The 26,523-nt window shown below is 58.8% G+C and carries 22 protein-coding genes and 2 riboswitches; of the genes, 12 read left to right on the forward strand and 10 right to left on the reverse strand.

Going from position 1 to position 26,523, the window contains the following annotated elements; translation table 11 throughout:
* The 4 genes from JN12_RS17380 (at position 1) to JN12_RS17395 (ending at position 4,743) form a co-directional block, all read left to right on the forward strand.
* A complete protein-coding gene (locus tag JN12_RS17380; protein ID WP_145025101.1) occupies positions 1-495 on the forward strand; it encodes a hypothetical protein in 495 nt (164 codons plus the stop codon).
* 210 nt (positions 496-705) lie between these two features.
* Positions 706-1,815: a hypothetical protein gene (locus tag JN12_RS17385; RefSeq protein ID WP_145025104.1), complete on the forward strand. Its 1,110-nt coding sequence runs from the start codon at positions 706-708 to the stop codon at positions 1,813-1,815.
* A 7-nt stretch (positions 1,816-1,822) separates the two neighbouring features.
* Entirely contained in the window at positions 1,823-2,587 is a 765-nt protein-coding gene (locus JN12_RS17390) for a glycerophosphodiester phosphodiesterase (protein WP_246125907.1), read from the forward strand.
* Entirely contained in the window at positions 2,584-4,743 is a 2,160-nt protein-coding gene (locus tag JN12_RS17395; RefSeq protein WP_145025108.1) for an alpha/beta fold hydrolase, read from the forward strand. The genes JN12_RS17390 and JN12_RS17395 overlap by 4 nt, the downstream gene beginning before the upstream one ends.
* Before the next feature lie 84 nt (positions 4,744-4,827).
* On the opposite strand, the gene JN12_RS17400 is transcribed toward JN12_RS17395, so the two are convergent.
* From JN12_RS17400 to JN12_RS17420, 5 genes are all read right to left on the reverse strand, one after another.
* Positions 4,828-6,219 carry a sensor histidine kinase gene (locus JN12_RS17400; RefSeq protein WP_145025110.1) on the reverse strand — a complete coding sequence of 464 codons (1,392 nt, stop codon included), beginning with the start codon at positions 6,217-6,219 and terminating at the stop codon, positions 4,828-4,830.
* Positions 6,212-6,466 (reverse strand): sulfurtransferase TusA family protein, encoded by a 255-nt coding sequence (locus JN12_RS17405; RefSeq protein WP_145025112.1) that lies wholly within the window; start codon positions 6,464-6,466, stop codon positions 6,212-6,214. The genes JN12_RS17400 and JN12_RS17405 overlap by 8 nt, the downstream gene beginning before the upstream one ends.
* Positions 6,467-6,474: 8 nt before the next feature.
* Entirely contained in the window at positions 6,475-7,638 is a 1,164-nt protein-coding gene (locus tag JN12_RS17410; protein ID WP_145025114.1) for a YeeE/YedE family protein, read from the reverse strand.
* An 82-nt stretch (positions 7,639-7,720) separates the two neighbouring features.
* Positions 7,721-8,485 (reverse strand): 4Fe-4S binding protein, encoded by a 765-nt coding sequence (locus JN12_RS17415; RefSeq protein WP_145025116.1) that lies wholly within the window; start codon positions 8,483-8,485, stop codon positions 7,721-7,723.
* A gap of 25 nt (positions 8,486-8,510) precedes the next feature.
* Positions 8,511-8,969, reverse strand: coding sequence for a MarR family winged helix-turn-helix transcriptional regulator (locus JN12_RS17420; RefSeq protein ID WP_170242029.1), 459 nt, complete (start codon positions 8,967-8,969; stop codon positions 8,511-8,513).
* Between the two features lie 385 nt (positions 8,970-9,354).
* Positions 9,355-9,431, forward strand: a riboswitch (cyclic di-GMP riboswitch).
* 60 nt (positions 9,432-9,491) lie between these two features.
* A riboswitch (cyclic di-GMP riboswitch) is annotated at positions 9,492-9,568 on the forward strand.
* Between the two features lie 179 nt (positions 9,569-9,747).
* Here JN12_RS17420 and JN12_RS20880 point away from each other — a divergent pair.
* The 3 genes from JN12_RS20880 to JN12_RS17435 all read left to right on the forward strand — a co-directional run bounded on the left by JN12_RS20880 (position 9,748) and on the right by JN12_RS17435 (position 13,699).
* On the forward strand, positions 9,748-10,341 hold the full coding sequence (locus JN12_RS20880) for a c-type cytochrome (protein ID WP_246125908.1): 594 nt from the start codon (positions 9,748-9,750) through the stop codon (positions 10,339-10,341).
* Positions 10,342-10,625: 284 nt separating this feature from the next.
* Positions 10,626-12,803, forward strand: a complete 2,178-nt coding sequence (locus tag JN12_RS17430) for a TolC family protein (protein ID WP_246125909.1) — start codon at positions 10,626-10,628, stop codon at positions 12,801-12,803.
* Between the two features lie 134 nt (positions 12,804-12,937).
* Positions 12,938-13,699, forward strand: coding sequence for a methyltransferase domain-containing protein (locus tag JN12_RS17435; protein WP_145025122.1), 762 nt, complete (start codon positions 12,938-12,940; stop codon positions 13,697-13,699).
* Between the two features lie 102 nt (positions 13,700-13,801).
* On the opposite strand, the gene JN12_RS17440 is transcribed toward JN12_RS17435, so the two are convergent.
* On the reverse strand, positions 13,802-15,319 hold the full coding sequence (locus JN12_RS17440; protein ID WP_145025124.1) for a B12-binding domain-containing radical SAM protein: 1,518 nt from the start codon (positions 15,317-15,319) through the stop codon (positions 13,802-13,804).
* Between the two features lie 337 nt (positions 15,320-15,656).
* Between JN12_RS17440 and JN12_RS17445 the strand changes: the two genes are divergently transcribed.
* From JN12_RS17445 to ftsH, 4 genes are all read left to right on the forward strand, one after another.
* Complete coding sequence (locus tag JN12_RS17445; protein WP_145025126.1) at positions 15,657-17,006, forward strand: porin; 1,350 nt, start codon at positions 15,657-15,659, stop codon at positions 17,004-17,006.
* Positions 17,007-17,184: 178 nt separating this feature from the next.
* Positions 17,185-17,346 (forward strand): hypothetical protein, encoded by a 162-nt coding sequence (locus JN12_RS20575; RefSeq protein ID WP_170242031.1) that lies wholly within the window; start codon positions 17,185-17,187, stop codon positions 17,344-17,346.
* Between the two features lie 13 nt (positions 17,347-17,359).
* Positions 17,360-17,566 carry a hypothetical protein gene (locus JN12_RS17450; RefSeq protein ID WP_145025128.1) on the forward strand — a complete coding sequence of 69 codons (207 nt, stop codon included), beginning with the start codon at positions 17,360-17,362 and terminating at the stop codon, positions 17,564-17,566.
* A gap of 3 nt (positions 17,567-17,569) precedes the next feature.
* Entirely contained in the window at positions 17,570-19,432 is a 1,863-nt protein-coding gene (gene ftsH / locus JN12_RS17455) for an ATP-dependent zinc metalloprotease FtsH (protein ID WP_145025130.1), read from the forward strand.
* Positions 19,433-19,500: 68 nt separating this feature from the next.
* Here the strand turns inward: ftsH and JN12_RS17460 are convergent, their stop codons facing one another.
* The 4 genes from JN12_RS17460 to JN12_RS17475 all read right to left on the reverse strand — a co-directional run bounded on the left by JN12_RS17460 (position 19,501) and on the right by JN12_RS17475 (position 26,240).
* On the reverse strand, positions 19,501-20,781 hold the full coding sequence (locus JN12_RS17460; RefSeq protein ID WP_145025132.1) for a sensor histidine kinase: 1,281 nt from the start codon (positions 20,779-20,781) through the stop codon (positions 19,501-19,503).
* A gap of 243 nt (positions 20,782-21,024) precedes the next feature.
* Positions 21,025-23,058 (reverse strand): PAS domain-containing hybrid sensor histidine kinase/response regulator, encoded by a 2,034-nt coding sequence (locus tag JN12_RS17465; protein WP_145025135.1) that lies wholly within the window; start codon positions 23,056-23,058, stop codon positions 21,025-21,027.
* A gap of 49 nt (positions 23,059-23,107) precedes the next feature.
* Complete coding sequence (locus JN12_RS17470) at positions 23,108-25,768, reverse strand: chemotaxis protein CheB (RefSeq protein WP_145025137.1); 2,661 nt, start codon at positions 25,766-25,768, stop codon at positions 23,108-23,110.
* 67 nt (positions 25,769-25,835) lie between these two features.
* Positions 25,836-26,240, reverse strand: coding sequence for a diguanylate cyclase (locus JN12_RS17475; RefSeq protein ID WP_145025139.1), 405 nt, complete (start codon positions 26,238-26,240; stop codon positions 25,836-25,838).
* Between the two features lie 36 nt (positions 26,241-26,276).
* Between JN12_RS17475 and JN12_RS17480 the strand changes: the two genes are divergently transcribed.
* Positions 26,277-26,523 (forward strand): helix-turn-helix domain-containing protein (locus tag JN12_RS17480; RefSeq protein ID WP_170242033.1); only part of this gene is annotated, 247 nt, incomplete at its 3' end.

Below are 26,523 nucleotides of genomic sequence, written 5' to 3' on the forward strand. Positions count from 1 at the left end.
ATGTGCAGAAAATGGTTTCGCATTGTTAATTTGTTGTTGTCATGCGTGCTTCTGGTGTCTGCCGTCGGTTGTGACAGGAAGCCGGTGGTTGGTGATGATTTCAGGTCTCGCATACGCCGGTATGACCAGTACATTGGCGAACTGTTTTCGACCTATGACCTGAAACCCTTAAGGGACAGTCTTACGGAGAGTCATTTCAACAGGCTCGACCACCGGCTTACAGGGTTTAAAAATGCCAACAGGCGTATGAAATCGACTGTACAACAGATTGAGTTTCTGGAATTCAAGGATGACGGCACCGGGAAAACCGGATTCCCGCGGGCACTGGTCAAGACGAGGGAGACCTGGGACGTCCGTCATATTGATGGTCGAACCGGTCAGGTTGTGAAAGAAGTCAAAGGGCTGGTATATGATCTTTTATATGAATTCGAGCTGCACGATGGTATGTGGCAGATCGATGCGGTTAATGTGCTGAAAGAAATCCCTCCGAAGTAAAAGCTGTTGCAAACAGTCGCACTGCTCCCCTGCCGCTTTCGTGAACGCCTGCACCCGGAAGATGGACAATCCTGCATTCTCCCGACCAAAGTTATTTCCGGCCAAATTTTTGGCTGATGCTATGGTATCATTACTCGAATAAGTTGGGCACACAAAGCCGCAGCAGATCTGGCTGAGCCGCGCCTGACTTCGCGGGGGGGTAATCTCGTGATGCTCGTTCTCAACGGACTGATGCCATGTGCGTGCTCTGTCCTTCTGGCAGCGTTTTTTCTCCTGTCGCCTCTGGGCACAGAGACCTCGCTGGCCGGAGATGGCGCCGCCACCGCTCCGCCTACGGCGGCAGCACCGGTCCCGGAGGATCGTCCGGCGCCGGTGGACCGGACGTTCACGGAACAAATGGTCGGTATCGGCAAGGAGATGGAGGAAACCCACGACCGGATCGAGCAAGACATTCTGGAGCGGGTGATCCGTCTCGACGATTTTTTCGGCAACGTCAAGACCGAGGCGCAGCGCAAAACAAGGTACCAGCTCCGCTGGCGAAATTCCTTCCGGGTGGATGAGGAGGGAAACATCCAGCCGGGGATGACGCTCCGGGCCAATGTGGTGCTCTCCGGGATCAGCGACCGTCTGCGTCTGGCCATCACCGGTGAGGACGAGCCGGATCGGACCTCGCCGGGACTTCCGGAAGACCCCGGCAACCCCGGTTTTGACCGGACGTCCCGGAATACCCGTCTCGTCAATACGGAACTCCGTTACGGACTGGTCAAAACCACAGACCTGGATCTGTTCCTCGGCGCCGGCTTCCGGGTGAAGATTCCTCCGGAAGGGTTCGTGCGGAGCCGTTTTCAGTATATCCGCAATCTGGACGAGGTTTCCCTCGTGCGGTTCGGGGAGACGCTTTTCATCAAGAATACCAGTGGTCTCGGCGAGACCACCGAAATAGACCTGGAAAGGCTCCTGGGTCGTTACAAGATAGTACGCTGGGCCAATTCCGGCACCGTTTCCGAGGAGTTCCGCGGCATGGAGTGGGGGACGGAACTCTCCCTGGCCAAAGAGCTCTCTCCCCGAAGTGCCGTAACCGTCGGGGCCGGCGTCTACGGCAACACCCGCGATGCGGCAATGGTGGGGAGCTACAAGATATTCACCCGCTACCGGCGAAACTTCCTGCGGGACTGGCTGTTCTACGAATTGGAGCCGGAAGTCTCCTGGCCGAGGAATGAAGCCGGGCAATACCTTGCCAAATTTGCCATTACCGCGCGGATTGAGGTGGTGTTCCAGGGGAATGCCGCTAAAGAAAGAACCGTTGGCGGATTGCCTTGAGGAGCCGATGGACCGCAGAATGCTCGTAATCGCCCACCGGGGAGCCTCGCACGATGCCCCGGAAAATACCCTCGCTGCCTTCCGGCTGGCTTGGGAGCAGGGAGCGGATGGTATCGAGGCGGACTTTCGCCTGACCAGGGACGGGAAGATCGTCTGCATCCACGACGATACAACCGCCCGCACTGCCGGCAAGGTCGTTGCGGTGGCCGATGCTTCGCTGGCTGAGCTCCGCCGGCTCGATGTCGGCGCTGGCAAGGGTGAACGCTGGCGCGGCGAGCTGATCCCGACCCTGGAGGAGATCCTTGCCGAACTCCCGACCGGGAAGCGGATCTTTATCGAACTGAAGGGGGGGCCGGAGATGGTGGCGCCGCTGCGGCAGATCCTCACCGGTTCGGGGATCGCTCCGGAGCGGGTTAGGCTGCTCGCCTTCAGTCCGCTGCTGGTTGGGCTGCTCAAGGAGCAGTTGCCGGAGTTCAGGAGCTGTCTGAACCTGTCGTACCGCAGGGTCGGAGGGGTTCGGACGCCGCGCCCGGACCAGGTGGCCGCACTGCTGGCCGGCTGCCGGGCCGACGGGCTCTCTTCGGCATCCAGTCCGCTGCTCGATGCCGGTTTCGTTGCGGAGCTGCGCCGGACCGGCCTGGAACTCCATGTCTGGACTGTCGATGCTGTGCGCACTGCCCGCCATTACCGGGCACTGGGGGTCGATTCGATCATGACCAACCGGCCCGGGCTGGTGCTGCCGGTCATTCTGTCGGACAGGAGCTGCCGGTGAACCGCTACGCCTACCTGACTTCCGGCCGGGCCATCGCGCTGATGGAGGCCGTCTCCCGGGTGCGGGTGAACATCCATGGCCGGGAGCAGATCCCGGACGGTTCCCTCATCTTCGTCATCAACCACTTCACCCGGATCGAGACCCTGCTCCTCCCGTACCATATCTACTCCCTGACCGGCCGGCCGGTATGGTCGCTGGCCGATGCGGCCATGTTCGGCGGTACCCTCGGCAAGGTGCTGGACGCGGTCGGCGCCGTTTCGACCAGTGCGCCGGACCGGGACCGGCTGATCGTGAAAAACCTCCTGAGCGGTGAGGCCAACTGGATCATCTTTCCCGAAGGGTACATGGTCAAGGACAAGGCAATTGTCGAAAAGGCCCGTTACGCCATCTTCCGGGCCGGCGGCCGGCTTCCCCCCCATACCGGGGCTGCATCACTGGCGCTCAGGACCGAGTTTTACCGGCAGCGTCTGCGCCTGCTGGTTCGGGAGCTGCCCGACGAGGCGGAGCGTCTGCGGCAACTGTTCGGCATCGATGACCTTGCGCCGGTGCTTGCCGGCCGGACCCTGATTGTGCCGGTCAATATCACCTATTACCCGCTCCGCGCCCGGGAAAATGCCTTGAGCCGCCTCGCCGACCGGTTTTTCGGTCAGGTGCCGGCGCGCTTCCACGAGGAACTCCTCACCGAGGGGGCGATGCTTCTCGAAGGTGTGGACATCGACATCCGTTTCGGCCGCTTCATAGAGGTGGGCGAGCGTCTGGAGAGCGTCCCGATCAGGCGGGACGTCTCCTCGCTCAAGCGGATCGATTTCAACGACCGCCTTCCGTCCCATCTGGAGATACGGCGGGAGGCCAACCTGCTCACTAAGCGTTACATGGGGGCGATCTACGGGCTTACCACGGTAAACCACGACCACCTCTTCGCGTCGCTGCTCCGCGCTCTCCCGTTCAGGGAGTTTGCAGCGGACGATTTCCGGCGCCGGGCATTCCTGCTCATCCAGAAAATGGGGGAGAGCGGCCTGTGCCGGCACCAGAGCCTGGAAAACAGCCAGATCGCCCTGCTCACTGACGACCGTTACCACAAATACCGGGAATTTCTCGCCCTCGCCCTCGAAACCGGTGTGCTGCGCCAGAAGGGGCCGCTGCTCGTCAAAGACCCGGCAAAATTCTCGTCTTCCTTTGATTTGCATCGAGCCCGGATCGACAACCCGATCGGCGTGGTGGCCAATGAGGTGCTGCCACTGGTCAGGCTGCAGCGGCTGGTGCGGATCATGGCCTGGCTGCCACCTCAGATGACGCGGTACCTGGCCGGTCGCCAGCTCCTGCGCCAGGCGGAGCGGGATTTTGCTGCGGATTACCACGCCTTCTTCCACACCGGCGAGTCAAAGGGACGGGACGTCGGCCGGCCGATACTGATCCGCGGCTCAAGCAGGGAACTTGGTGTCGTCCTGGTTCACGGGTTTCTGGCCGCGCCGGGGGAACTCAGGGGGCTGGCCGAGTACCTCGGCCGGCAGGGTCTGTGGGTCTACGTGACGCGCCTCAAGGGGCATGGTACCTCGCCGGAAGACCTTGCCCGGCAGAGTGGCAGCGACTGGCGCGAGTCGGTCGACGTCGGGTTCGCTGCCATGGAGCTGATCTGCAAACGGGTGGTCGTCGGCGGGTTTTCGTTCGGCGGAGGTCTGGCACTGGAGTGCGCGGCCCGGCTCGGCAGTGTGGCCGGGGTCTTTGCGGTCTGTCCACCCATGCGGCTGCAGGATATCTCGTCGCGGTTCGCCCCGACCGTTGTGGTCTGGAACCGGCTCATGGATTTCCTCAAATATCACGAACGGAAAAAGGAGTACGTGGAGATCGTTCCCGAGCATCCGGAGATAAATTACCACCGGCTTCCCGTTGCGGCGCTGGCGGAGATGGGAGCGTTCATGAAAGAGCTGGAGCCGAAGCTGCCGTCCGTTTCCGCGCCGGCCCTGGTTATCCAGGCGAAAGGGGACCCGGTGGTCGATCCCGCCGGATCAAAGCTGCTCTATGACCGGCTCGGTTCCGGGCAGAAGGGCTACCGGTTGTTGAATCTCCACAACCACGGCATCCTCCAGGGGGAGGGGGCCGACAGGGTCTACGCGGTCATCGGGGAGTTCATCGAAAAGCTACGGGGATTGAGGTGATTCTGCCGGGCAGAAACCGGCTGACCTTGTTTAGCGGGGCGCTGCCTTCCAATTCAGACTGCGGAAAACAGTGCCGATTCATGGTCATCCGGCAAGGGTGAAATAAAAGACCGCTCCTTTGCCTTCCTCGCCTTCCGCCCAGATCTTCCCACCGTGCCGCTCGATGATTCGTTGCACCGTGGCCAGCCCGATGCCTGTCCCCTCGAACTCTTCCCCGTGCAAACGTTCAAACACCCGGAACAGTTTATCCTTGTAGGCCATGTCGAACCCCACGCCGTTATCCTTCACAAAAAACAGCTCTGCACCGCGTTCCCGTATGCTGCCGACAGATATGGCCGCCCGGGGGGTTCTCGACGTGTATTTCCAGGCATTGCCGATCAGGTTCTGGAGAACCATGTCCACCAATAGTGCATCACCCCGGGCGGTAAGCCCTTCTGCAATTTCGATCCGCACGGCTCGCCCCGGTTCCGATTCACGGAACATGGCGGCTGTCTTCTTGGCACGCTCGCTGAGGTTCAAATCGACAATTTTAATATCTGCCCGGGATATTCGGGAAAAAAGGAGCAGGTCATCGATCAGCGCCCCCATGCGGCTGCTGGCAGCACAGATTCGATCAAGATAGCCGCACCCCTGAGCGTCAAGCTTCTCACGGTACTCCTCTTTGATTATGGCGGTAAAGCCATTGATATGCCTGAGCGGTGCCCGCAAATCATGGGAAACCGAGTAGCAAAACGATTCAAGTCCCCTATTTGCCGTTGCCAGTTCACTGGTACGTTCAACCACTCGTTGTTCCAGTTCATTGTTCAAGCAGAGGAGTTCTTCCTCCGCTCTTTTCTGGGCCGTGATGTCGACAAAACTCTCGATAAAATGGGGGATACCGTTCAGGGTTACGCGCCCGACCGTTTTCAGCACCGGCACTTCGCTGCCGTCAGCAGCCAGAATTATTCGTTCGGTATTGTCGATCGAAAGGTTCAGGTCTTTCATGGGGCACGTACCGTTGCAGGCCGGACAGATGAATTTGAAGCAGACCTGTCCGATGATGTCGGCGCGCTGACGGCCGATGATGCGCATGGCGGTGTCATTTGCATCCGTTATCACATTATCTTCTTCCCGTACCAGGATGATCCCGGACTCGAGGGAGGAGAAAATGGTCTGCAGGAACTCTCGGTTCTCGTTGAGTGCGCTGTTTGTGTCATGCAGATGCATGAGGATGTGCGAGAACGATTCGGTGAGGATGCCGATCGGGTCAAGTTCCAGCAAGGTATCGTCATCAAGTTCTTCCGGGCGGAGTGGCAGAGTACCCATGACCTCGAGCATCTGGTCGATTTTCCGACGGATATAGCTGGCCTTGTCTGCAAGCCGCTCGCGCAGCCGGGCATTTTCCGCCCGCAGTTGTTCGAGTTCCGGTACGGGTGCGGCGCCTGCGAGAGGGGGGGGAGTTGTGTCGTCGTGAGCGGGCCAGTACTGATCACTCATGAGCGGTAACCTTGATGGCGTAATATCCATTCTCAGCAGTTACGTCGACGCAGAACCCCATATTTTCCATCGCCTCCGGGATCGTTTGGGTCGAGTCGCGGTTGGCGGTCAGAAAGAGGAGTTCTACGTCGCCATTTTTCAGGGCAGTAGCATGACGGTTTACTTCCCGGAGCGCTATAAGCAGCGTGGCCGGACAGATCTGTCCCCGGATGTCGAATTCGATGACGGCATGTTCAACTGATGTCATGTGGGACCTCATTGTTTCGGTACAACAGGAAGAACAGGGGAGCAGCCGGGCCGCTCCTCATTGAGTATCCATTTTACCAGGATACGACCTCCAAGCCACGCCCCGGGAAGCATCCCCGCCAGAAAGACGATACTCGTAAGAGCGAATATCGGCAGCCCGCCCAGTAAATGCCAGACATTGCATGACGGAGCCATGCGCGCTGCCAGACCCATGAGCATTCCCCCCACCATCGCCGATACGTACTGCCGCCGAGGAGCAACGCTGCTGGTGGCAAACTCGCCGAGCCGCAGGGCGGATAGCGTTCCGCCCAGCACTATGCCGGCAATCAGCGGGAACTGGATAATGGCGATTCCGTCCCAAGCGGGTCCCGGCCCGCCGCTCAGGACATTCCCTGTCAGCGGGTTCCGGTAGGAGAGCGGCTGAGACGAGAAAAATTCCAGCGACGCCACATGCTCCGGGAACAGGGTCTTTTCGACCAGCGCCCCCAATTTTGCGTAGGCGTTGGTGACTCCCAACGGCATCCCGATCAACACATATGAGGAGAGGCTGACGAAAGCCAGCACCAGAGCTGCCTGCCACAGTTGCAATGCCCCTCTGGTGTGCAGTTTGCGGGTCATCAGTCCTCTTTGTGCCCAATATGCCACCAGTGCGCCAAGGATTGCAACAGTGACGACAACCAGTGGCGCCGGCGACCAGTGGAGATAGTGCGGAAGGGTGCTCGTGCCGGAGAACATGGTGGTTGCTGCCAGTAACTGTTTCCAGGCGGGGTGGAATTCGGCGTACAGGGTGCTGCCGATGATCAGGCCGATGAATACCACGAAGCTCAGGAGGTTGCCCGCCCCCATGCGGTAGAGGGTTCCAACCACACACCCCCCGGCCAGAACCATGCCGACGCCGAAGAGCATTCCCCCCAGAAAGCCGGCACCCGTAGCCGGCCCGAGTAACGGGAACGGGTAGAGTGGCAGCAGGCCGCAGAGACGGGCCGCTTCAAACAAGGTCATGGTCACTGCCAGGTAGAGGACAAGCGCACGCAGCTTGGCAGCCGTGTTGAAAAGGAAGAGATCCCTGAACATGCCGGCAATGCAGAAGTCTGCTCGATGCATGGCAAATCCGGCGATGCCGCCAAGGAGAAAACCGATGGTGAGTAGCAGTATGCTGTGTGAATCGATCATGCACCCACTTTCCCGGGGAGAGAAATGACCTCGTGGGCATATTATCTATATTTCATTAGTTTTGTCGAGGGATAAAACCTGATCATCGTCCGATCGGGCAGACTGAGTAACATTTGAAGCAATGATACTGGTAGCCGATGAACGAGGCCTGGTACAGGCGCATATATTCAGGGGTCGCCAGCATTTTTTTCTGATCTTCGGGCGGGGTGTCGACAAACCTTTTCCAGAAGCGGATATTGGCCCCTATGCCGTACGGTTGGGAATGTACCAGGCATTTCATCTGCTCGGTTTTCCCCTCGCTGGCAAGGGCGTTTCCCGGGCAGCTTTCGACGCAGAGATTGCAGCCGGTGCACAGCTCCTGCGTGACCGGCGGGTCGGCCGCTAGCTCGATATCGGTCAGAATCGTGCTGAACAGCACCCTGGCACCGAGGGTCGGGTGGATGACGAGATTGTGGCGGCCCCAGCTGCCCAGACCGGCGGCGATGGCGGCATGGCGATGGGAAAAGTCGCCGATCAGGCCGAACTTGGCTTCCGGGGAGATGTCCGACGGGTATGACATCGGAATCATCATCGCCTTGGCACCGTATTCCCGCTCCAGCAGGTGCGACAGTTTGTAACTGCTGGATTTCATGAAGTCCATGATGGCAAGTCTGCCACCCATGGCAATCCTCATGTTCTCGCTCTCGCAGTGGGAGGCTTCCCGAAAGGCCATGACGATCAACGTTCGTGCCCCGGGGAAGATGGTATCCAGAGCCGGCGTCAGAGGGCTGTCATAGCCGGCTGCGGCAGCAAACCCCACATCATCCACACCCAGTTCCAACGCATACGCCTTGATGTTCTGTTTCATGACCGTATCCCTGTGCCTTTCTTTCCTACGTTGTCGACATACCCGGTTTGTCAGCCATACCTTCCAGAGCCGTAACCAGATGACCGAGCATCTGTAACCGTTCCGTACCGATCTGCTGCTTCATCTGCCGTTGCACTGCCCGCCATTGGGGCTGGGCCTGCCCGATGGCGTGCCGGCCATGTTCGGTGATGCTGATCTGCCGCTCCCGCGGGTCCGGTGAGGGGCAGTTTTCGATGAAACCGGCGCTCTCCAGGAGCTTAAGGTTTCTCACCAGAGTGGTTCTCTCCAGCATCAGGATTTTCGCTAACGAACTGGTGGTGAGAGGGCCATGGGCATCGATATTCATCAGGGCGGAAAACTGGGTCACCTTCAGGCCGCTTGGTTTCAATGCCTGATCATATATCTTCGTGATGGCACGTGATGCCCGGCGTACGTTCAGACAGACGCATATGCTGGGCTTAGGGATGGGTTTTCCTGCTGGCATGGTTTCTCCGATTTTTGCGTGCATATGCACGTATCATGCGGTTGGTTATTTTGCAATGGGAATTAGGATCTCTCCTCGGGGCGTTGCGACTGTCGAGAGTTGTTCTGCTCCTCTTTCCGGTAACATACCTGCCATTGTAATATGCTAATTAAATGACTTGGTTGTGAGATGAATTGATATAAATTAGCTGTGACTTATTTGCTTCTGTATGTCATTTGATCGATAGGAATACATATGATAATTTGGTAATGGTTTGAAAAAACGATATCATTATGCTGCTTCATGTTTTGCAAGTTATTCTTGAAGGTTATATGCTCGTATTCAAAAAAATGTTGACAACGTTACTATCACAAGGTAGTTTCAGACAAAATATTGCAGAAAAGATAGACGAGAATACTAAACCATCCGTAAGGATGGGGCGGAAAGCCTATAGGGTCTTACAGAGACAGCCGGGTTGCCGAAATATCACTTGATATTAGGCCCCCGGCTTTTCTGTGTTCTCATAGTTTATTTTTTGGCGATAGCCGATAATACTAAACCATTCGCGAGAATGGGGCGGAAAGCCTATAGGGTCTCACAGAGACAGCCGGGTTGCCGAAATATCACCTATATTCGGCCCCGGCTTTTTTGTGTCCGGACATAAATAAGCCGGGGCTAACATAGGGAGGTGTGTCTGAACTGAAAGCGTAGATTGTATGAACAACTGTTTATCTGTTGGAGAGCAACAATCAACTACTGACAAGAACAATCAACAATCACAATCAATCGGAGGATACACATGTTTAGCAAGTCAAAGAGATTCTTTTCCGTAGGTACCATTTCCACCCTTCTCGTTGCAGGTCTTGTTTCTGCCGGCTATGCCGATTCTGACCGGGAAAGGGAAAGGGAAAAAAATGACGATGCCGTGAGAAAGACCTATAACCACCGGAAACCGGCTCCAACTCCGGCACCGGCTCCAACTCCGGCACCGGCTCCGAAGCCGACTCCTGCTCCGGTACCGGTGCCGCCGGCGCCCGCACCGAAGCCGACCCCGGTTCCTGCCCCTGCCCCGGCGCCCGCACCGAAGCCGACCCCGGTTCCTGCCCCTGCCCCGGCGCCCGCACCGAAGCCGACCCCGGTCCCTGCTCCTGCTCCTGCTCCTGCTCCTGCTCCTGCTCCTGCTCCTGCTCCGGCCCCTGCCCCGGCTCCGGCTCCGACGCCGACCAAGACCTGGTCCCTGTACAACCAGTACTGTTCCGGGTGTCACGGCACGGCGAAGCAGGGCAGAACAGCCACTGCCATTCAGGGTGCCATCAGCGCCAACACCGGCGGCATGGGCTCGCTCAGCTTTCTCTCTGCCGCCCAGATCTCTGCCCTTGCGGCCGGGCAGTAACTATACGGCAGGTTGGGCGCCATCTAGTTTTTGTCCCCAGCCCGGATCACTGCCTGCCCCAACGTTTGACCACAGGTGCCCTTCCTTCGGGGAGGGCACCCCTTATTCCTTCTGATGCCGAAGATATTTCCAATCTCTCACATTCCACGTGAAATTTACCAAACAGCCGCCATCAGTGGCCGATATGCACGTAAACAGGCTGAGTCATGAATACTCATTCGCTAGCCAGGTTCGCCGTACGGTGCGGCGTTTTGCTCTATGCATCTTTTGGATACGCAATCCCCATGGTTCCCCTTTTTGCCACCGGCAACGGCCAGTGCGCAACTATCCCGAACGGGATGAACCTTTCGCGGCTGGCCGCAGTAGAAATGGCAATCCGCAGGAACATCGACGTCCGGAACGAGGCGCTCAACGCCGTCATGGCCGACACCGATGCGGTGAGAAGCCGGGCGCTGTATGATCCCCTTCTGAGTACGTCGGCCAGTCGCGCGGTGTCGTCCTTCCCCGGAGAGACCTTCGGGGTTACCAGTACCAACGCGTCTGTTGGTCTGACCCAGTATCTCCCGACCGGCGGAAGCATCGCCGTTGCCACCCAGACCGGCTACACGAACGCCGACTCCCAATTGACCGGCGTGCCCTCGAAAAACTGGCAGTCATCGGCCGGGATCAGCATTTCGCAGCCGCTCCTGAAGAATGCCGGCAAGGAAACGACGGAGTTGAGCATCACCCTGGCCGCCAATACCCGGAAAGATTCCATCGAGCGGTTCCGTTTGTACGTCACCGACACGGTTGTCGCCGTCATTACCTCGTACAACCGTCTCTATTCTCTGCGCCAGACACTGGAGTCGCGGGTAGCGGCGCTGGGCACGGTGCAGAATCTTCTGGAAGAGATAAAGAAGACGAAGCCTGGTCCCAAGCAGCGGCTGGACATCGCCAACGTGGAGTACGCCCTGTCCCAGCGGCGCAAGGAACTCGTCGATGCCGAGCGAAACGTCAGGGACCAGGAGGCGAGCCTGCAGTACCTGATCGGCATGGAGACAAAGACCCAGCTCATCCCCACCGACCCTCCGGCCAGGGACGAACCACCGGAAACGGAGGAGCAGGCGGTGAAGATGGCGCTGGAGCTTAGGCCGGACCTGAAACAGCTTCGTTTGGCCCTCAAGGCCAGCGAGTTGCAGGAGCGGGTCGCCCGGCACCAATCGCTCCCCGACCTCTCGGTTACGGCCAGTGGCGGATTCAGCGGGATCGCCGGCGCAGTCGGCAGTACGTATCAACAGATCGGAGACGGCAAAGGAAGGTATTGGTCGGCAGGTCTGCAGTTCAGTGTCCCGCTCGGGAATACCGCCGCCGTGAACGATTACCGCAAGAGCAAGATCAGGACAGAACAGGCGCAAAACCAGATCAGGGCTCTGGAGTGGAAGATACGGAATGATGTTGAAGCGGATATGAGGGCGCTGATTTCGGCCCGACTGCAGCTGCAGACGACGGAACGATCACGCCTGTACGCCGAGCAGCGCCGAGAAGAGTACCAAAAGCATACCCGTGCCGGCACGACCTCGGTGCAGGACGTCATCAACGCGGAGAACGACCTGACTTCGGCCCGCAACGCGCATCAGGACGCGACAGAAGCGTTTGCCTATGCCGTGGCGAAACTTTGGCGCGATATGGGAAGTCTCCTCGACCACCAGGGGGTTCGTGTCGATACCGCGCACCCGGAAAAGATGACTGAGGGAACGGGAATGGCAGCTTCCTTCGATGCCGTACCACCTGCGAACCAGACTGTTGTAGCGGAGCCTGATCCGCTCCGGACAACGGTGAACGGTCTGATGGGGAATCCGGTCGGCAGTGGCGTGAAACCTGCCGTACTCGATGCCCCCCGGGCGCAAGGCGCTGTCCCATCCGTCGACGACGGCAGGAGGAATCCCTCTCCACCTGCCACAATGGACAAGTCGATGGTCCGGAACGGAGATAAGGCGGGGAAGACCGGGAGTGCTGTCAAGGCTGCCTCGTACACGCTCATGATCGGCGAATATGCGGGAAAACCGGCCATGGCCGACGCCAAGAACAAGATCAAAAGCGCCGGCCTGTCACCGCTGGTGAAGCCGGGGCCGAAGAAAAAGGTATCGATGATCCGCCTGCTTATCGGCGGGTTCCCGGATCAGAAGTCGGCCCGCAAAGAGCTCAGCAGGCTGCGCAACATTACTGCGGACTGCTTCATCCTTATGGATGAAAACCGGCAATACCGTCTCTATGCCGGGACATATCGTGACGAGAAGGGGGCTGCACAGGAGCAGGCGCGGCTTGCTGCCCATGGTATTCGGTCTAGCCGGGAAACGGCCATCATCTCCGTGTCGACGCTACTGCTTACCGCCGGAAGCTACCCGACACGCGAGGCCGCACTGAAAGGCGCAGCGCGGTTGGAAGGACAGGGTGTGCCATCGGTTGTCACAGAAAATCTTTAAGGGGCTTTGTTGCCAGGTTAGCTTTCATAAGCGCAAACTTCCTGTGCCCCCATTTCCATGATAAGGTATAACTCTTCGCACCTGGCGTTCAAACATCAACTGCTGAACGGCCACCAGCAACGGGAGGTAGAGATATGCCCTGGGACCCGGAGCTATATCACAAATTCAAGGAGGCGCGGTTTGCCCCGTTCGAAGACCTGTTCGCCCTCATCAAGGTTCGCGAGGGGCTGACCGTTGTCGATCTGGGGTGCGGCACCGGCGAACTGAGCCGGCGCCTGGCAGACCGTTTGCCGGAAAGCACGGTCCTCGGTCTCGACAGTTCGGCCACCATGCTGGAGAAGGCCGGTCAGCAACGTTCTCTAAACCTCGATTTTGCCCTTGGCTCCATAGAGAGCGCTACCGGCCAGTGGGATCTGGTGTTTTCCCATGCCGCCATCCATTGGGTAGAGGATCACCACGCCCTTGTCCCGCGCCTTTTTTCGCTGGTCCGGCCCGGCGGCCAGCTGGCGGTACAACTCCCCTCAAACCACAACCATCCCGCCCATCTGGCCATTATCGAGACCGCCCGGGAAGAGCCGTTCCGGACGGCTCTCCAAGGCTGGTACCGTCCCTCGCCGGTACTGGAGGTAGACACCTATGCCGAGCTCCTTTACCGCTCCGGCGGCCAGGAGATTACGGTGCTCGAAAAGGTCTACCCGGCCCTGATGCCCGATGCCGCTGCCGTGGCCGAATGGACATCGGGCACCACCCTGGTGCCGTACTTCGAACGGTTGCCCACCGAGCTGCACGAGCCGTTTCTGGACCGCTACAAGGAGAAGCTCCGTCGTCTCTGGCCGACCGAGCCGGTCTACTATACGTTTCGCCGCATCCTTTTCACCGCCTGCAAGAGCGCCTGAATTTTTGCCCGCCGCCATTGACCTGGAATGGGAACGGGCCGGCTATCTCTGCTGATAGCCGGCCCGTTCCTCCCTTATCTGCCGAACCGGGTTCATCCCCGCTTATTCCAGGCACTCGTCTCTTTCTAGCATCGCACCCCCGGTGATCGTTTCCGCGACCTTTCGGAAGTGGAACCCGTAGACGGCATAGGTTATGGCCAGCGGGAAGAGTCGTGGCCGCCTGACCAGCGACCAGAAGAAGAGTTTCCAGAACTGGAACCGTTCCCTGCCAATGACCCCCAGGAACAGGATCGATTTGAAGAGCGCCCCGACATACCCCGGCTGGAGGTGGAATTTCCCCAGATGCGCCGGACGGTACTCCCTGAGGAGCCTGATCACCCGCTGATAGTAGTTTTTGGGTGAGTAGATGGTGTCGAGGATGGTCCGGTAGCCGCCGATGAGCAGCTTGAGCTCCATCCGGGGGGTGAAGTTGATGGCGATGGCGGTATTGTTGCCCGAGGCCTTCCCCAGAAGCCTCCCCTCCCGTGACATGCGCTGATAGAGCCTGGTGCCGCGCAGGGCGATCAGCACCCCTACCATGGCGGTGACAATGCCGCTCTCCTGGATAAAACGGATCTGCCGGTCGAAGGTCTCCGGCGAATCACTGTCAAAGCCGACGATGAACCCCCCGTGCACCTGCAGGCCGGCCCGCTGGATGCACTTGACCGAGGCCAGCAGGTCGCGGTTCCTGTTCTGCACCTTGCCGCTCTCAACGAGACCGTCCTCGTGGGGGGTCTCGATGCCGATAAAGACCTCCTCGAACCCGGCCCTGACCATCAGCTCCATGAGTTGGGGATCGTCGGCCAGGTCGATGGACGCCTCGGTATAGAAGTAGAACGGCCGCCCCCGTTCCTCCATCCAGTCGATTATGGCGGGCAGGAGTTCCCGTTTCAGCTTCGCCCGGTCGCCGATGAAGTTGTCGTCGACAAAGAAAATCGCCCCGCGCCACCCCCGGACATAGAGGCTCTCCAGTTCGGCGATCAGCTGTGCTTGCGCCTTGCTCCGCGGTTTTCTGCCGAACAGCGTCGTGATGTCGCAGAACTCGCAGTCAAAGGGGCAACCCCGGCAATACTGGATATTCATGGCGGCATAGTTCCTGACATCTATCAGGTTCCAGAGCGGGATCGGGGTGCTCGCCAGGTCCGCCCGCCGCTCGTCGGCGTAGATACGCCTCGGCTCCCCGTTCAGCAGGTCCGTCAGGAACGGGGCAAGGGTGAGTTCCGCCTCGTTCAGCACCAGGTGGTCCACGTCGGGGAAATCCTCGTGGCAGGCGGTAAAGAGGGGGCCACCGGCGACGGTCTTCACTCCCAGCTGTCGACAGCGGGCGATTACCTCCTGCGCCGATTCCCGCTGGATGGTCATGGCGCTGATGAAGACGTAGTCCGCCCATGTCAGTTCCTCGTCGGCGAGCGGACACACGTTCATGTCGACGAGCCGCTTGTGCCATTCAGCGGGGAGCATGGCAGCCACCGTCAAGAGCCCCAGCGGGGGGAAACTCGCTTTCCTGTCGATGAATTTCAGGGCGTGCCGGAAGCTCCAGAAGGTGTCCGGGTAGTGGGGATACACAAGGAGAATCTTCATGTGACTGCTCCTGTCGTCTGTATGTCTGCGGGAAGGGTTTCCCAAAGTATAGGGCTATTTCTGCGGCTGTCATTGCTGGCAATGTAAAGCCTTTGTAAAAGGTGGGCGACTGCGGGCTAGACTTGACTTCAGCGGAGTGCCACGGCCAACATGTGGCCCTTGTGCTTTGCCAGGGGAGCGGTGGAAATCTCCGGGATACCGCTCGATCAGGTTTTGGGACGAATTTGTGGGCGCACGCGTAACCAGCATAACCAGCATTGACTGATTGACAGGTTAGTAGCGCAAGTTATTCTAACTTGGCGATGTTCAATGCGATGTGCTCCGGGAGACGCAGGCTATGGCTGGGTGGAAATCGGGCAGACGGGAAACTGGCATCGTATCCCTGATTTTTACGGGCACTCTCCTGTGTTCCGGCTTGACGATGCACGGCATTGCCATTGCCGACCAGAAGGCTGAGGCGTCTGCTTCCCGGATAGGAGGGGGGGGAACAACCTCTGGGGAAACCGTGGAATATCACACGCCGCTGGCCGGAGAGCCATTACACTCTTACTTCATGGGCAAATCGGTAGACATCCCTGCCCAGGACCGTGGTCGTGTGACTGCCCTGACGCTGGGGGGCGTATTCTACACTCCCAGACAGGGAAGTACCGCCGCTACGCCGATTGGCGCCCTCTTTTTGAAGCGGGTGTGGGACGAGTCCAGGACACGCAACTTGATAAGTATCTTCGTCAACGACCTGGAGTATGACAGAAGCTTCGGGAATCTTGAACTCGTCACGCGTTTTGAAAACAACACTATTCCAGGTGGCCAGAGGGAGGTGGTCAACAACCGGGAGATCAGGTCGTCAGACGCGATATGGGGGACGGTGATCGCCTCGTTGGGTCCCGGACTTCGCTACAGGGTGGCCCCCTTCCAGGTCGACAACGACCTGAGGCTTCAACTGCTCGGCAAGATCGGGTACTTTTATGCCGAGCGGACAAGCGACACCGGACCAGACCTGGTACTGCCGCCGGACACCATGCTGTACGGCGTGAAACTGCGGGGCCGTTATGACGGGATGCGCCGGAATCTGCTGGAACTCCCCCATACGGGGATGGCAGCCGGATTCGACCTTGATTACCTGTTCCGGGACAAATGGGCGGATTTCGGCACCATTCCCGATGCGCTCTTCACCAGCGCGCATACCCGGGACTTCCTCCAGTTTAACGGCTATTTCATGGGTGCCGGCGCGATTCCGGGGCTGTCGGAGAAGAACCGGATGCTCTTCAGCTTCCACGGTGGCATCACTCCCAAGGAGAGCGCCGACCGCTACAATGCCATCACGATCGGCGGCGGACCTCTTCCCGGCGAATCGGATGACCTCTGTCGCCCCGATTATCCCGGCACCATGTTCAACCAGGTTCTCGTAGCCAATTATGCCCTGGCAGCCCTGCAATACCGGCGCGAACTGGCGCCATTCCTCTATCTCCACCTGCGGGAGACGTTCATCTGGGCGGACCGGGCAGCGGTTACCGATAGCAACCGGTTTCTGTTCAAAAGCACAACCGGGGCAGCAACGACCATCGGCCTGGATACCGGTTTTTTCTGGGATTCCGAGCTGTATATCGGGTATGCATGGGATTCCGGTTTCGTTCGTAATGGCAAGTCGGGAAGCGGCCTGATCCTTACCTGGAACAAATCATTCTGACGCCACAGGGCGTTTTCTTTCATATCCTTTTACCTCCTTAGGTCAATTACCTTTATCAAGAAGAAAATGCCTGCAAAAAGACATGTTACAATTGTAAATAATAATATTGACACCCGCGCCAGGCCAATATCACAGATCATCAGGTCCTGCCAACAACAGCAGCGAAAGGAGAATGACCATGGCTAAAGAATACTCCATTACGTTGCACGAACCTCCTACCACCCAACTCATCCGAGAAGGAATGGAGCAGCATCTGAACCAGGTGGCGCAGGAAGGGTGGAGGATGGTTACTGTCGTCAAGGAGAGCGGTTATTACTATTTTTTCTGGGAAAGAGATTGATGGGGAGTCGGTCATGGCGAAAGCATACACCTTCACGACCAGGCATTATCCGGTAAACGATCTCCTGGCACTTGATCTACAGGATCACCTGGATCAAATGGCCAAGGCAGGATGGGAACTGGTAAGCACCCAGCAGCTCATTAATGAGCATAGCGCCACTACCCCGCAGATGATATTCTTCTGGGGCAGAAATAGCAGCGACATTCCTGTCAAGGACTAATCCATGAACCAGTCAACCTGGCGCACGATTCTTCTCATGATGGTAGTAACGATACTATTTAATTTCGGCTACAACTATCTTCGACGCGATGCGGGGCAGAGTGCCGAGATAAGCTACAGCCGCTTTCGCAGCGAACTTGCCGGCAACAACCTGAAAAAGGTCAGGTTCAAGGGGGCGGCCGTAAGCGGTGAATTCCTGAAGAAGGTTCAGGTGGCCGAAACGGTGCAGGGCAAAGAGGTCACACGGGACGTGGGGGCCTTTTCCACGACCATGCCGGCTACGGCCGATCCGGCGCTGATTGCCGAACTGAGCGGCCACAAGGTGGAGATCGTTGCAGTTTCTACCGAAGCATCGCCTCTTGTTTCTTTTCTCATCACACTACTCCCCTGGATTCTGATTATCGGTGTCTGGTGGTATATCTCCCGCACTGCCCGTAACCAGGGGCCGATGGGTAGTATGTTCGGCAGCTTTGCCAAATCCGGAGCCAGGATGTACGGCACCGGGGAGAAGGTCAATGTCACCTTCGAAGATGTGGCCGGCATGGAGAACAGCAAGCAGGAGCTAAAGGAGATTGTCGAGTACCTGAAGGAGCCGGGACAGTTTCGTCGCATCGGCGGCAAGGTGCCGAAGGGGATCCTGCTGGTCGGGCCTCCCGGTACCGGAAAGACCCTGCTGGCGCGGGCGGTAGCAGGAGAGGCGGGGGTCAACTTCTTCACCATCTCTGCATCCCAGTTTATCGAGATGTATGTCGGGGTTGGCGCCAGCCGGGTCAGGGACCTTTTCAACAACGCCAAGAAGAGTGCGCCGAGCATTATCTTTATCGACGAGATCGATGCCGTAGGGAGAAGCCGAGGCACAGGCCTGGGCGGCGGCAATGACGAGCGGGAGCAGACACTGAATCAGCTTCTCTCCGAGATGGACGGTTTCGACCAGCACGAGGAGGTGATCGTGCTGGCAGCTACCAACCGTCCCGACGTGCTGGATCCGGCGCTGCTCCGCCCCGGCCGTTTCGACCGGCATGTGGTGATCGAACGGCCGGACTGGCGGGACCGGGAAAAAATCCTTAAGGTACATACGCGTAAGATCGCGCTGGCCGAAGGGGTCGATTTCATCACCATCGCCAAGGGGACTCCCGGAATGACCGGCGCCGATCTGGAAAATCTGGTGAACGAAGCGGCCATTCTGGCTTCGCGGGAGAGCGCCTCAGCCGTTACCATGGCGCACCTGGAGCAGGCCAAGGACAAGCTCCTGATGGGCGGCGAGCGGAAAATGGTCATATCCGACAACGAGAAGAGGATCACCGCCTACCATGAGGCAGGACACACCCTGATTGCCAAGCTGCTTCCGGGCACCGATCCGATCCACAAGGTAACGATCATACCTCACGGCATGGCGCTGGGAATCACCCAGCAACTCCCGGAGGATGATCGCTATTATTACCCCCGGAGTTATCTGGAAAACCGCATCAGTGTTACCCTGGGCGGTCGGGCTGCCGAGCGGCTGATCTTTGGTGAAGTCTCCACCGGCGCCCAGAACGATCTGAAGATGGTTACCGATCTGGCCGAGAAGATGGTCTGCCAGTGGGGGATGAGCGAAAAGGTCGGGCCGGTCGCCTTTACCCGCGGCGAAGAGCATCCGTTTCTCGGACGCAAGCTGGCACAAGAAAAGGGGTTTTCCGAAGAGATGGCCTGGGTGATCGACCAGGAGATCACCGCCATCATCCGCCATGGGGAAGAGGTTGCCGACGGGCTGCTGAGTGCACACAGACTCCGTCTGGATGCCCTGGCGACGGCCCTGCAGGAAGAGGAGACCCTGGATGGTGCACGGGTGGAGGAGATTCTTCGGCTTACCCCAGCCCCCTCTTAAGTCTCAGCCTCTCCCCTGTTCCTGGCGCGCATCTCCTCGATCAACTTGTGGATGCATCGTCATGGGATTTACTCCATGGTGAAAAAGAAGGTCGCTCCCTTGCCCGGTTCACTTTCGGCCCAGATCCGTCCACCATGGCGCCTGACGATCCGCTCCACCGTGGCCAGACCGATGCCGTGCCCCTCGACATCTATTCCGGGGATTCGCTGGAACGGAATGTACAGTTTGTCCGCATGCGCCATGTCGAACCCCGGTCCGTTGTCCCGGACGAAACAGGCCGGTTTCCCGTCAACCTCCTTCATGTCGAATTCGATGACCGCCTCCTCCCGATTGGCGCTATACTTCCAGGCGTTGCCGATGAGGTTGTCCAGGACGATGCGCCACAATCCTTCATCACCGTTGCCCGTTATCCCTTCGGCGATGCGGAACGAAACCCGGCGCTCCGGCTCCGCCAGTTGCAGTTCCGAAGCTACCGCCTTTGCCATGGCGCTCATGTCAACCGTTTCCCGGCGCATTTCGGTGCGGGTGGCGCGCGAAAATCTGAGCAGGGAAGTAATGAGCCGGTTCATGCTCTTGGTGCCTTCATATATTTCCTGGATGAATTCCTTGGACTGCTCATCGAGTTGTTCTCTGCACAGTTCTTGGACCAGTTGACAATAGCCGTGGATGATCGACAACGGTTTGCGCAGGTCGTGGGAAACGGTGAAGTTGAATGCCTCCAGCTCGATGTTGGCAGCCGCCAGTTCGGCGGCGCGTGCGGCAAGGTCGTCGTGCAGAATTTCAAGTTGCTCTTCCAGCTGCCTGCGCTTTGAGATATCGATGATCGCAATACGGCACTCCTGACCGGAAGCGGAGACCATGGCATCGATCTGTACGATAAGCGGAAGACTCCCCTTTGTCGAGAGCGTTACTTCACATGACTCCTTGCCCGGGCGCGCAAACACCTTCCCGAGAAATTCAGAGAATAACGAGTGGGCTTCAGCGGCAACGAACTGACTGAAGTGCCGGCCGGTCAGCCGGGAGCGTTCAATCCCCAGAAGCCCGGCGCCGGTGAGGTTCGCAGCCCGGACGATCCCGTCGCGGTCGATGGTAGCGTAGCCGACCGGGGCGAAATCGTAGAGGTCGGTGAACTTCTCCAGAGTCTCTTCCATATCGTCCCTGGACTGGCGGAGTTGCTCATTCTGCATTTCAAGCTCGATCTGGTGGACCTCAAGTTCATGAACAAGCCGCTGTCGGTCATTCTCTTCCCAGGATGATCGCTCTTTCGGTGCCCGAACCCGCAGTCGATCCGTAGCACGGCGCCGCAGCTCGTCCGTCTCCGATCTGCTCTTGTCGTTGTTGCTACCCATTACTACCCCCTGTCTCAAGCAGCCCCTTGAGCCGCGCACATTAACCTCGCGCAGTTATGGCCCAGTTCGGCGGCTTCAGTAGCCTCACTCTGGTCATCATGCATGATCTGCCCTTGTTGCCATCAGGTCTCCGGATTACCGCTATCGACCTTATTTGTTGAGAAGCTCCCGGATTACCTCAACACAGTTCTTGAAGTCGACCGGTTTTGAGACATAGGCATCCATGCCGGCGGCAAGACACTTTTACTCGTCCTCTTTGAAGGCGTGGGCCGTCAGGGCAATGATCGGGGTATGGCCGCCGCGCTCCCGCTCCTTCTCCCTGATGGCGCTGGTCGCCTCGAAGCCATTGAGCCGCGGCATCTGGACATCCATCAGCACGAGATCATATGCCCCCTTTTCCCACAGTTCGACCGCCTTCAGTCCGTCCTCGGCAAAATCGAGATCAAAGTTTGACCGATTGAGCATCAGTCCCAAAACCTTCCGGGTGGCCGGATCGTCTTCGGCAAGGAGGAGACGCGGAATCCTTTCTCCCTGCAAGGCAGGAGTTGTCGTTTCATTTGGTTGGGGCTCGGTTGAGGGCAGGACGTGCCTGTCCAGTCCGGTTTCTCCCAGGGGGATGGTGAATGAGAAGGTGCTTCCCACCCCTTCTTCACTCACGAAGCCGATCGTTCCCCCCATCAGTTCCACAATTTCCTTGCTTATGGCAAGCCCAAGGCCTGTGCCGCCGAAACTCCTGCTGTGAGAGCCGTCAACCTGGTTGAAAGCCCGGAAGAGAAGTTCCTTCTTGTCATCAGGGATGCCGATGCCGGTGTCCGTGACGGCGAACGTAACCTCGCGTTTTCCCTCGGAGGTCGTCCCGCCGGCGGTGACGTGCACCACCACCTTGCCAGCTTCGGTGAACTTGACGGCGTTGCCGATGAGGTTGGTGAGGACCTGCCGCAGCCGCACCTGGTCACCGGCAATCGTATCCGGCAGTTCCTCCGCCACCGAGACGGAGAAGTCGAGTCCCTTGAGTTGCACCTCGGGAGTAAAGATGTCGACCGCCTCTGCGATACACCTCCGTGGAGAAAACACTGTCTCTTCGATGACCAGTCTTCCCGCCTCGATCTTGGCCATATCGAGGATATCGTTAATAATCAGGAGGAGAGAGCGGGCCGAACTCAGCACCATTTCCATATCGTCCCGCAGCGTCGGGGCAAGTTCTTTTTCGAGGACTAGTTGGAGCATGCCGAGGATGCCGGTCATGGGAGTGCGCAGTTCGTGGCTCATGTTGGCCAGGAACTGGCTCTTGGCCCTGTTGGCCGCCTCGGCGGTCTTCTTCGCCCGGCGCAGCTCCTCCTCAGCCAGCTCCCGCTCGGTGATGTCGGTGTTTGTGCCAAACCAGCGGACAACCTTGCCATCCTGGGCGCATTGCGGCATCACCCGCGTCAGAAAGGGCCGAAACAGGCCGTCACTGCCACGTAGCGGGAACACCATATCGAATGGCTTGCCGGTTGCGATCGAAGTCTTCCACCGTTCAAGGACTTGAGGCAGCACCTCGGGATCATGGACCGACTGCCACCCCCACCCCTCCATCTGTTGAGGAGTAGTGCCGGTGTACTCGTACCAGCGCTGGTTGTACCAGAATATCCAGCCGTCGGCATTCGCGATCCAGCACAGTTGGGGGATGGCGTCGGCGAGAGTCCGGAAGCGCTCCTCGCTCTCATGTAGCTCCTCCTCCGCCTGCTTGCGTTCGGTGATGTCAATCAATGCAGCGCGGCACTCCTGTCCCGATGCGGCGGCCACGGCCTCGATCCGCACGAAGAGCGGGGGGGCCTCCTCTTTCAGGATTTTCACCTCATACGCCTCTTTGGTCGGGCTCGTGAAGACCTTATCGAGGAAGTCGGTGAAGGCTGGACGATATTCTTCCGTTACAAACAACCCGAAACGCCGGCCGATCAGCCGGGAGCGCTCAATCCCGAGGAGGCTGGCGCCGCTTAAGTTCGCGGCACCGATGGTCCCGTCGCGGTCGAGGGCGAAGTAGCCGACCGGGGCGAAATCGTAGAGGTCGGTGTACTTTTCCCGTACCGTCTCCACCTCGTTCCTGGCCTGACGGAGCTCTGCATTCTGCATCTCCAGTTCGATCCGGTGAACATCGAGTTCATGGAGGAGCCTCTGCAATTCGGTCTTTATCCGAGGAGGGAGCGATTCCGTAGTTTCCGAGAGAAACAGTTCTTCAGCGCGGCGGCGCAGTTCGTCCGCTGCTGTTAACTGGTTCTTGTCGTTGTCGATTCCCATTGCTGACTCTCTCAATTCAGGATTCTTTCATGCCCATTTAATTCCGCGTTCAATTACCTTTGACATGTTCCGGTTTGGTTCCGGCATTGACCTCAGCCAGCCTGGAAATCTCCGCCCGCAGTTCCTCCTCCAGCTTTTTGGCCTCGGTGATGTCCGCAAAGGTGATCACTACCCCGCCGATGACGTCCTCCATGGTGCGGTAGGGCATGATGCGCACGGTAAACCAGCGCCCGTCGGTGGCGGCGATCTGCTTCTCGGAAAAGACCAGTGTCCGCAGCACCTCCCGCGCTTCGTCGGTCAACCCGGGATAGAGCAGATCGTTGGCGATGTCGGAAAGCGGCCGCCCCACGTCCCCCGGAATCAGTTTGAAGAGCTTGTTCGCCCCGGTGGTGAACCGCCGAACGTGGAGGTCGTTGTCCAGGAACACCGTGACTATCTCCGTGCTGTTCAGGAGGTTCCTCATGTCGTTGTTCGTCCGGCTGAGCTCGTCCATCTTGGACTGCTGCTCGGCGTTGACCGTCTGCAACTCTTCGTTCAGGGACTGCATCTCCTCCCGGGAGGTGGTCAGTTCCTCGTTGGTTGACTGCAGCTCCTCGTTGGCGGACTGCAGTTCCTCGTTGGTGGATTTGAGCTCTTCCTGCGAGGATTGCATCTCCTCTCGGGTTGTCTGGAGATTTTCGCGGAGCTGCTGGAGTTCCTGCTCCAGTTCGAGCTGCCGGGCGTTGCCTGCCGGTGCGGACCTGCTGCGGCCGGTGGCTCTCTCTGCCGGGGGGGCCGCCACGTCGGTAAAGACGATCATCACCAACCCCCGCAGCGCCTCCGGCTCTTGAATCGCCTGGACCGTGACATCGACGGTCTGCGTGCTGCCGTTGGTCCCGACCTTGAGCCCCTTGACAGTGACCGTCTCCTGTTGCCGGAGCGCCTTCTGGAAGGCGCTGCCCAGATCGAGACGGATGCCGTCGCGGGCCATGGCGAAGATGTTCCAGTTGGCCTTGCCGGCCGCCGGCTCCAGATATTTGCCGGTCCGCCCGCTGATATAGAGGATGTCCCCCTTGTCGTTGGTCAGCACGGCCGGCGGTGCGAAGTGCTGCAGGAGCAGCTGGTCGGCAAGCTGTTGGAGGTTGGCTGCAGGCTTCACCATCGGCAACTCCTTGGAAACTCCCGGCAGGTCGGGGACGAACGAGGCCGGGAACGCTATCGGTTCGGCCGTCAGAAGGGATTCGCGGCGCCGGAAGAGTCTCGACTTGATGTTCAGCGGCGTAAAGAGGTCGCTTGAGCTGCTGAGTGTCTCCGCACTCCCCAGAAACAGGACTCCGCCCGGATTCAGGCTGTAGTGGAAGAGCGGCAGGAGTTTTTTCTGCAGTTCCGGCGTCAGATAGATCAAAAGGTTCCGGCAGATGAGGATGTCCAGCTTGGTAAAGGGGGGGTCCATGATGACGTTCTGCGTGGCAAAGGTCACCATTTCCCGGATCTCCTTGCCGACCCGGTAGCAGTTCTCTTCCTTGATGAAATAACGGTGCAGGCGCTCAGGGCTTACGTCCGCGGCGATGTTGACCGGATAGAGACCCTGGCGGGCCTTGTCGATGGCGTCCCGGTCCAGGTCGGTGGCAAAGATCTGCAGCGTGAAATTCTCGGTTGGTTTGACCTGTTCCAGTGCCTCCCTGAAGGCAATGGCCAGCGAATACGCTTCCTCCCCGGTGGAGCAGCCTGCCGACCAGGCCCGCAGGACCCCGCCGGCCGGGCGGCCCGACAGGAGCGCCGGGATGGCTACTTCCCGTATCTGCTCCCAGGCCGCCGGGTCGCGGAAAAAGCTGGTCACGCCGATCAGGAGCTCCTTGAAGAGGAGTTCCACCTCCTGGGAGTTCTCCTGCAGATAGCGGACGTAGGAGGCGATCCGGTCGATCTGGTGAATGCCCATGCGCCGTTCGATCCGGCGATAGACGGTGTTCTTCTTGTACAGGGAGAAGTCGTGGCCGGTCCTTGACCGCAAGAGTATCAGGACTTTTTCCAGGGCGCTCTGGTCCTTCTCCTCCAGTGTGAGCTCCGCCTTGGTGATGGTAAAGGCGTGCCGGAGGTAGTCGATGATCTTAGCGGGCAGTTCCTCCGCCGGGGCTACCAGGTCGGCCAGCCCGGCCTCGATGGCGCTCCTGGGCATGCTGTCGAACCTGGCCGAGGCGGGCTCCTGCACCAGCGTCACGCCGGCCTTTTCCTTGATGGCCCGCAGGCCCATGGTACCGTCCGAGCCCATGCCGGAGAGGATGACGCCGATGCTCGCCCCCTGCCGGTCCTCGGCCAGGGAGCGGAGGAAGAAGTCGATGGGGAGACGGAGTCCTCTTGGGGCAGTCGGTGCGAAGAGATGCAGCACACCGTGCAGGATGGACATATCCTTGTTGGGTGGGATCACGTAGACGCAGTTCGGTTTGACCCGCAGCCGGTCCTTTACCTGGAATACCGCCATGCCGGTGGTGCGCTGGAGCAGTTCTGCCATGATCCCCTTGTGGGTCGGGTCCAGGTGCTGGACGATGACAAAGGCCATGCCGCACCCTTCCGGCACCTGCCGCAGGAACTGTTCCAGCGCCTCCAGTCCGCCGGCGGAGGCGCCGATGCCGACAATGGGGAAGAGGCGGTTCTTGTGCTGTGACAAGGCCTCCCTGGCGGAGGGCTTGTCCCGTTCATTACCGCTGATGGCAGGTTGCAGTCGCTTTTTCATAACGATAGATATACCAGCATTTTCATAAATGTATCTATGAGAGTATCTGGACAGCGAAATTGATTCCTCAAGCCATCATCCCTTCATCATGAGCAGGTTCCACACGGTTGCGACCGTTTTCTTTTGCCCGGTAAAGGGCCTTGTCCGCGGCCTTTACCAGGGAATCGGCATCATTCTTCCTCTCCTTGCTGCTTACCGTTACCCCGAGACTGATGGTGACCGGTATCCTCCCCTCCGGGGTGTCGATACTGTCGCTGCTCACGCACAGCCTGAGTCGTTCGGCAAAAGCGGCAGCGCACTCCGGGCAGCATTCGGGAAGGATGACCAGAAACTCCTCGCCGCCATAACGTCCGATAACATCGTAGGAACGCATCAGGGAATGCATTTTGCCGGCAGTCAAGCGGAGCACCACGTCGCCGGCCAGATGTCCGTAGTACCACTTAACATTTAATATTTCGTTTAATTGCGGTATATGGCATACTGGCGTAACTCATTCAAGGAGGCCACCATGTCGCCAAGATACCGAGTAACACTTACCGAGCAGGAGCGTAAAGATCTTGAAGCCTTAACCAAGCGTGGAAAGACCCACGCAAGGCGGTTTGTCCACGCCCGTGCCTTGTTGCTTTCTGATGCCGGTGATAATGGTCCAGGCTGGAGTGTTGCTGATACTGCAGAGGCACTTGGTGTGAGTAGTCGGACAATTGAACACCTGAAGAAGCGTTTTGTAGAAGATGGCCTCGAAGCTGCACTTGAGC

Source organism: Geobacter argillaceus, from assembly GCF_007830735.1.
Lineage (GTDB): Bacteria > Desulfobacterota > Desulfuromonadia > Geobacterales > DSM-12255 > Geomobilibacter > Geomobilibacter argillaceus.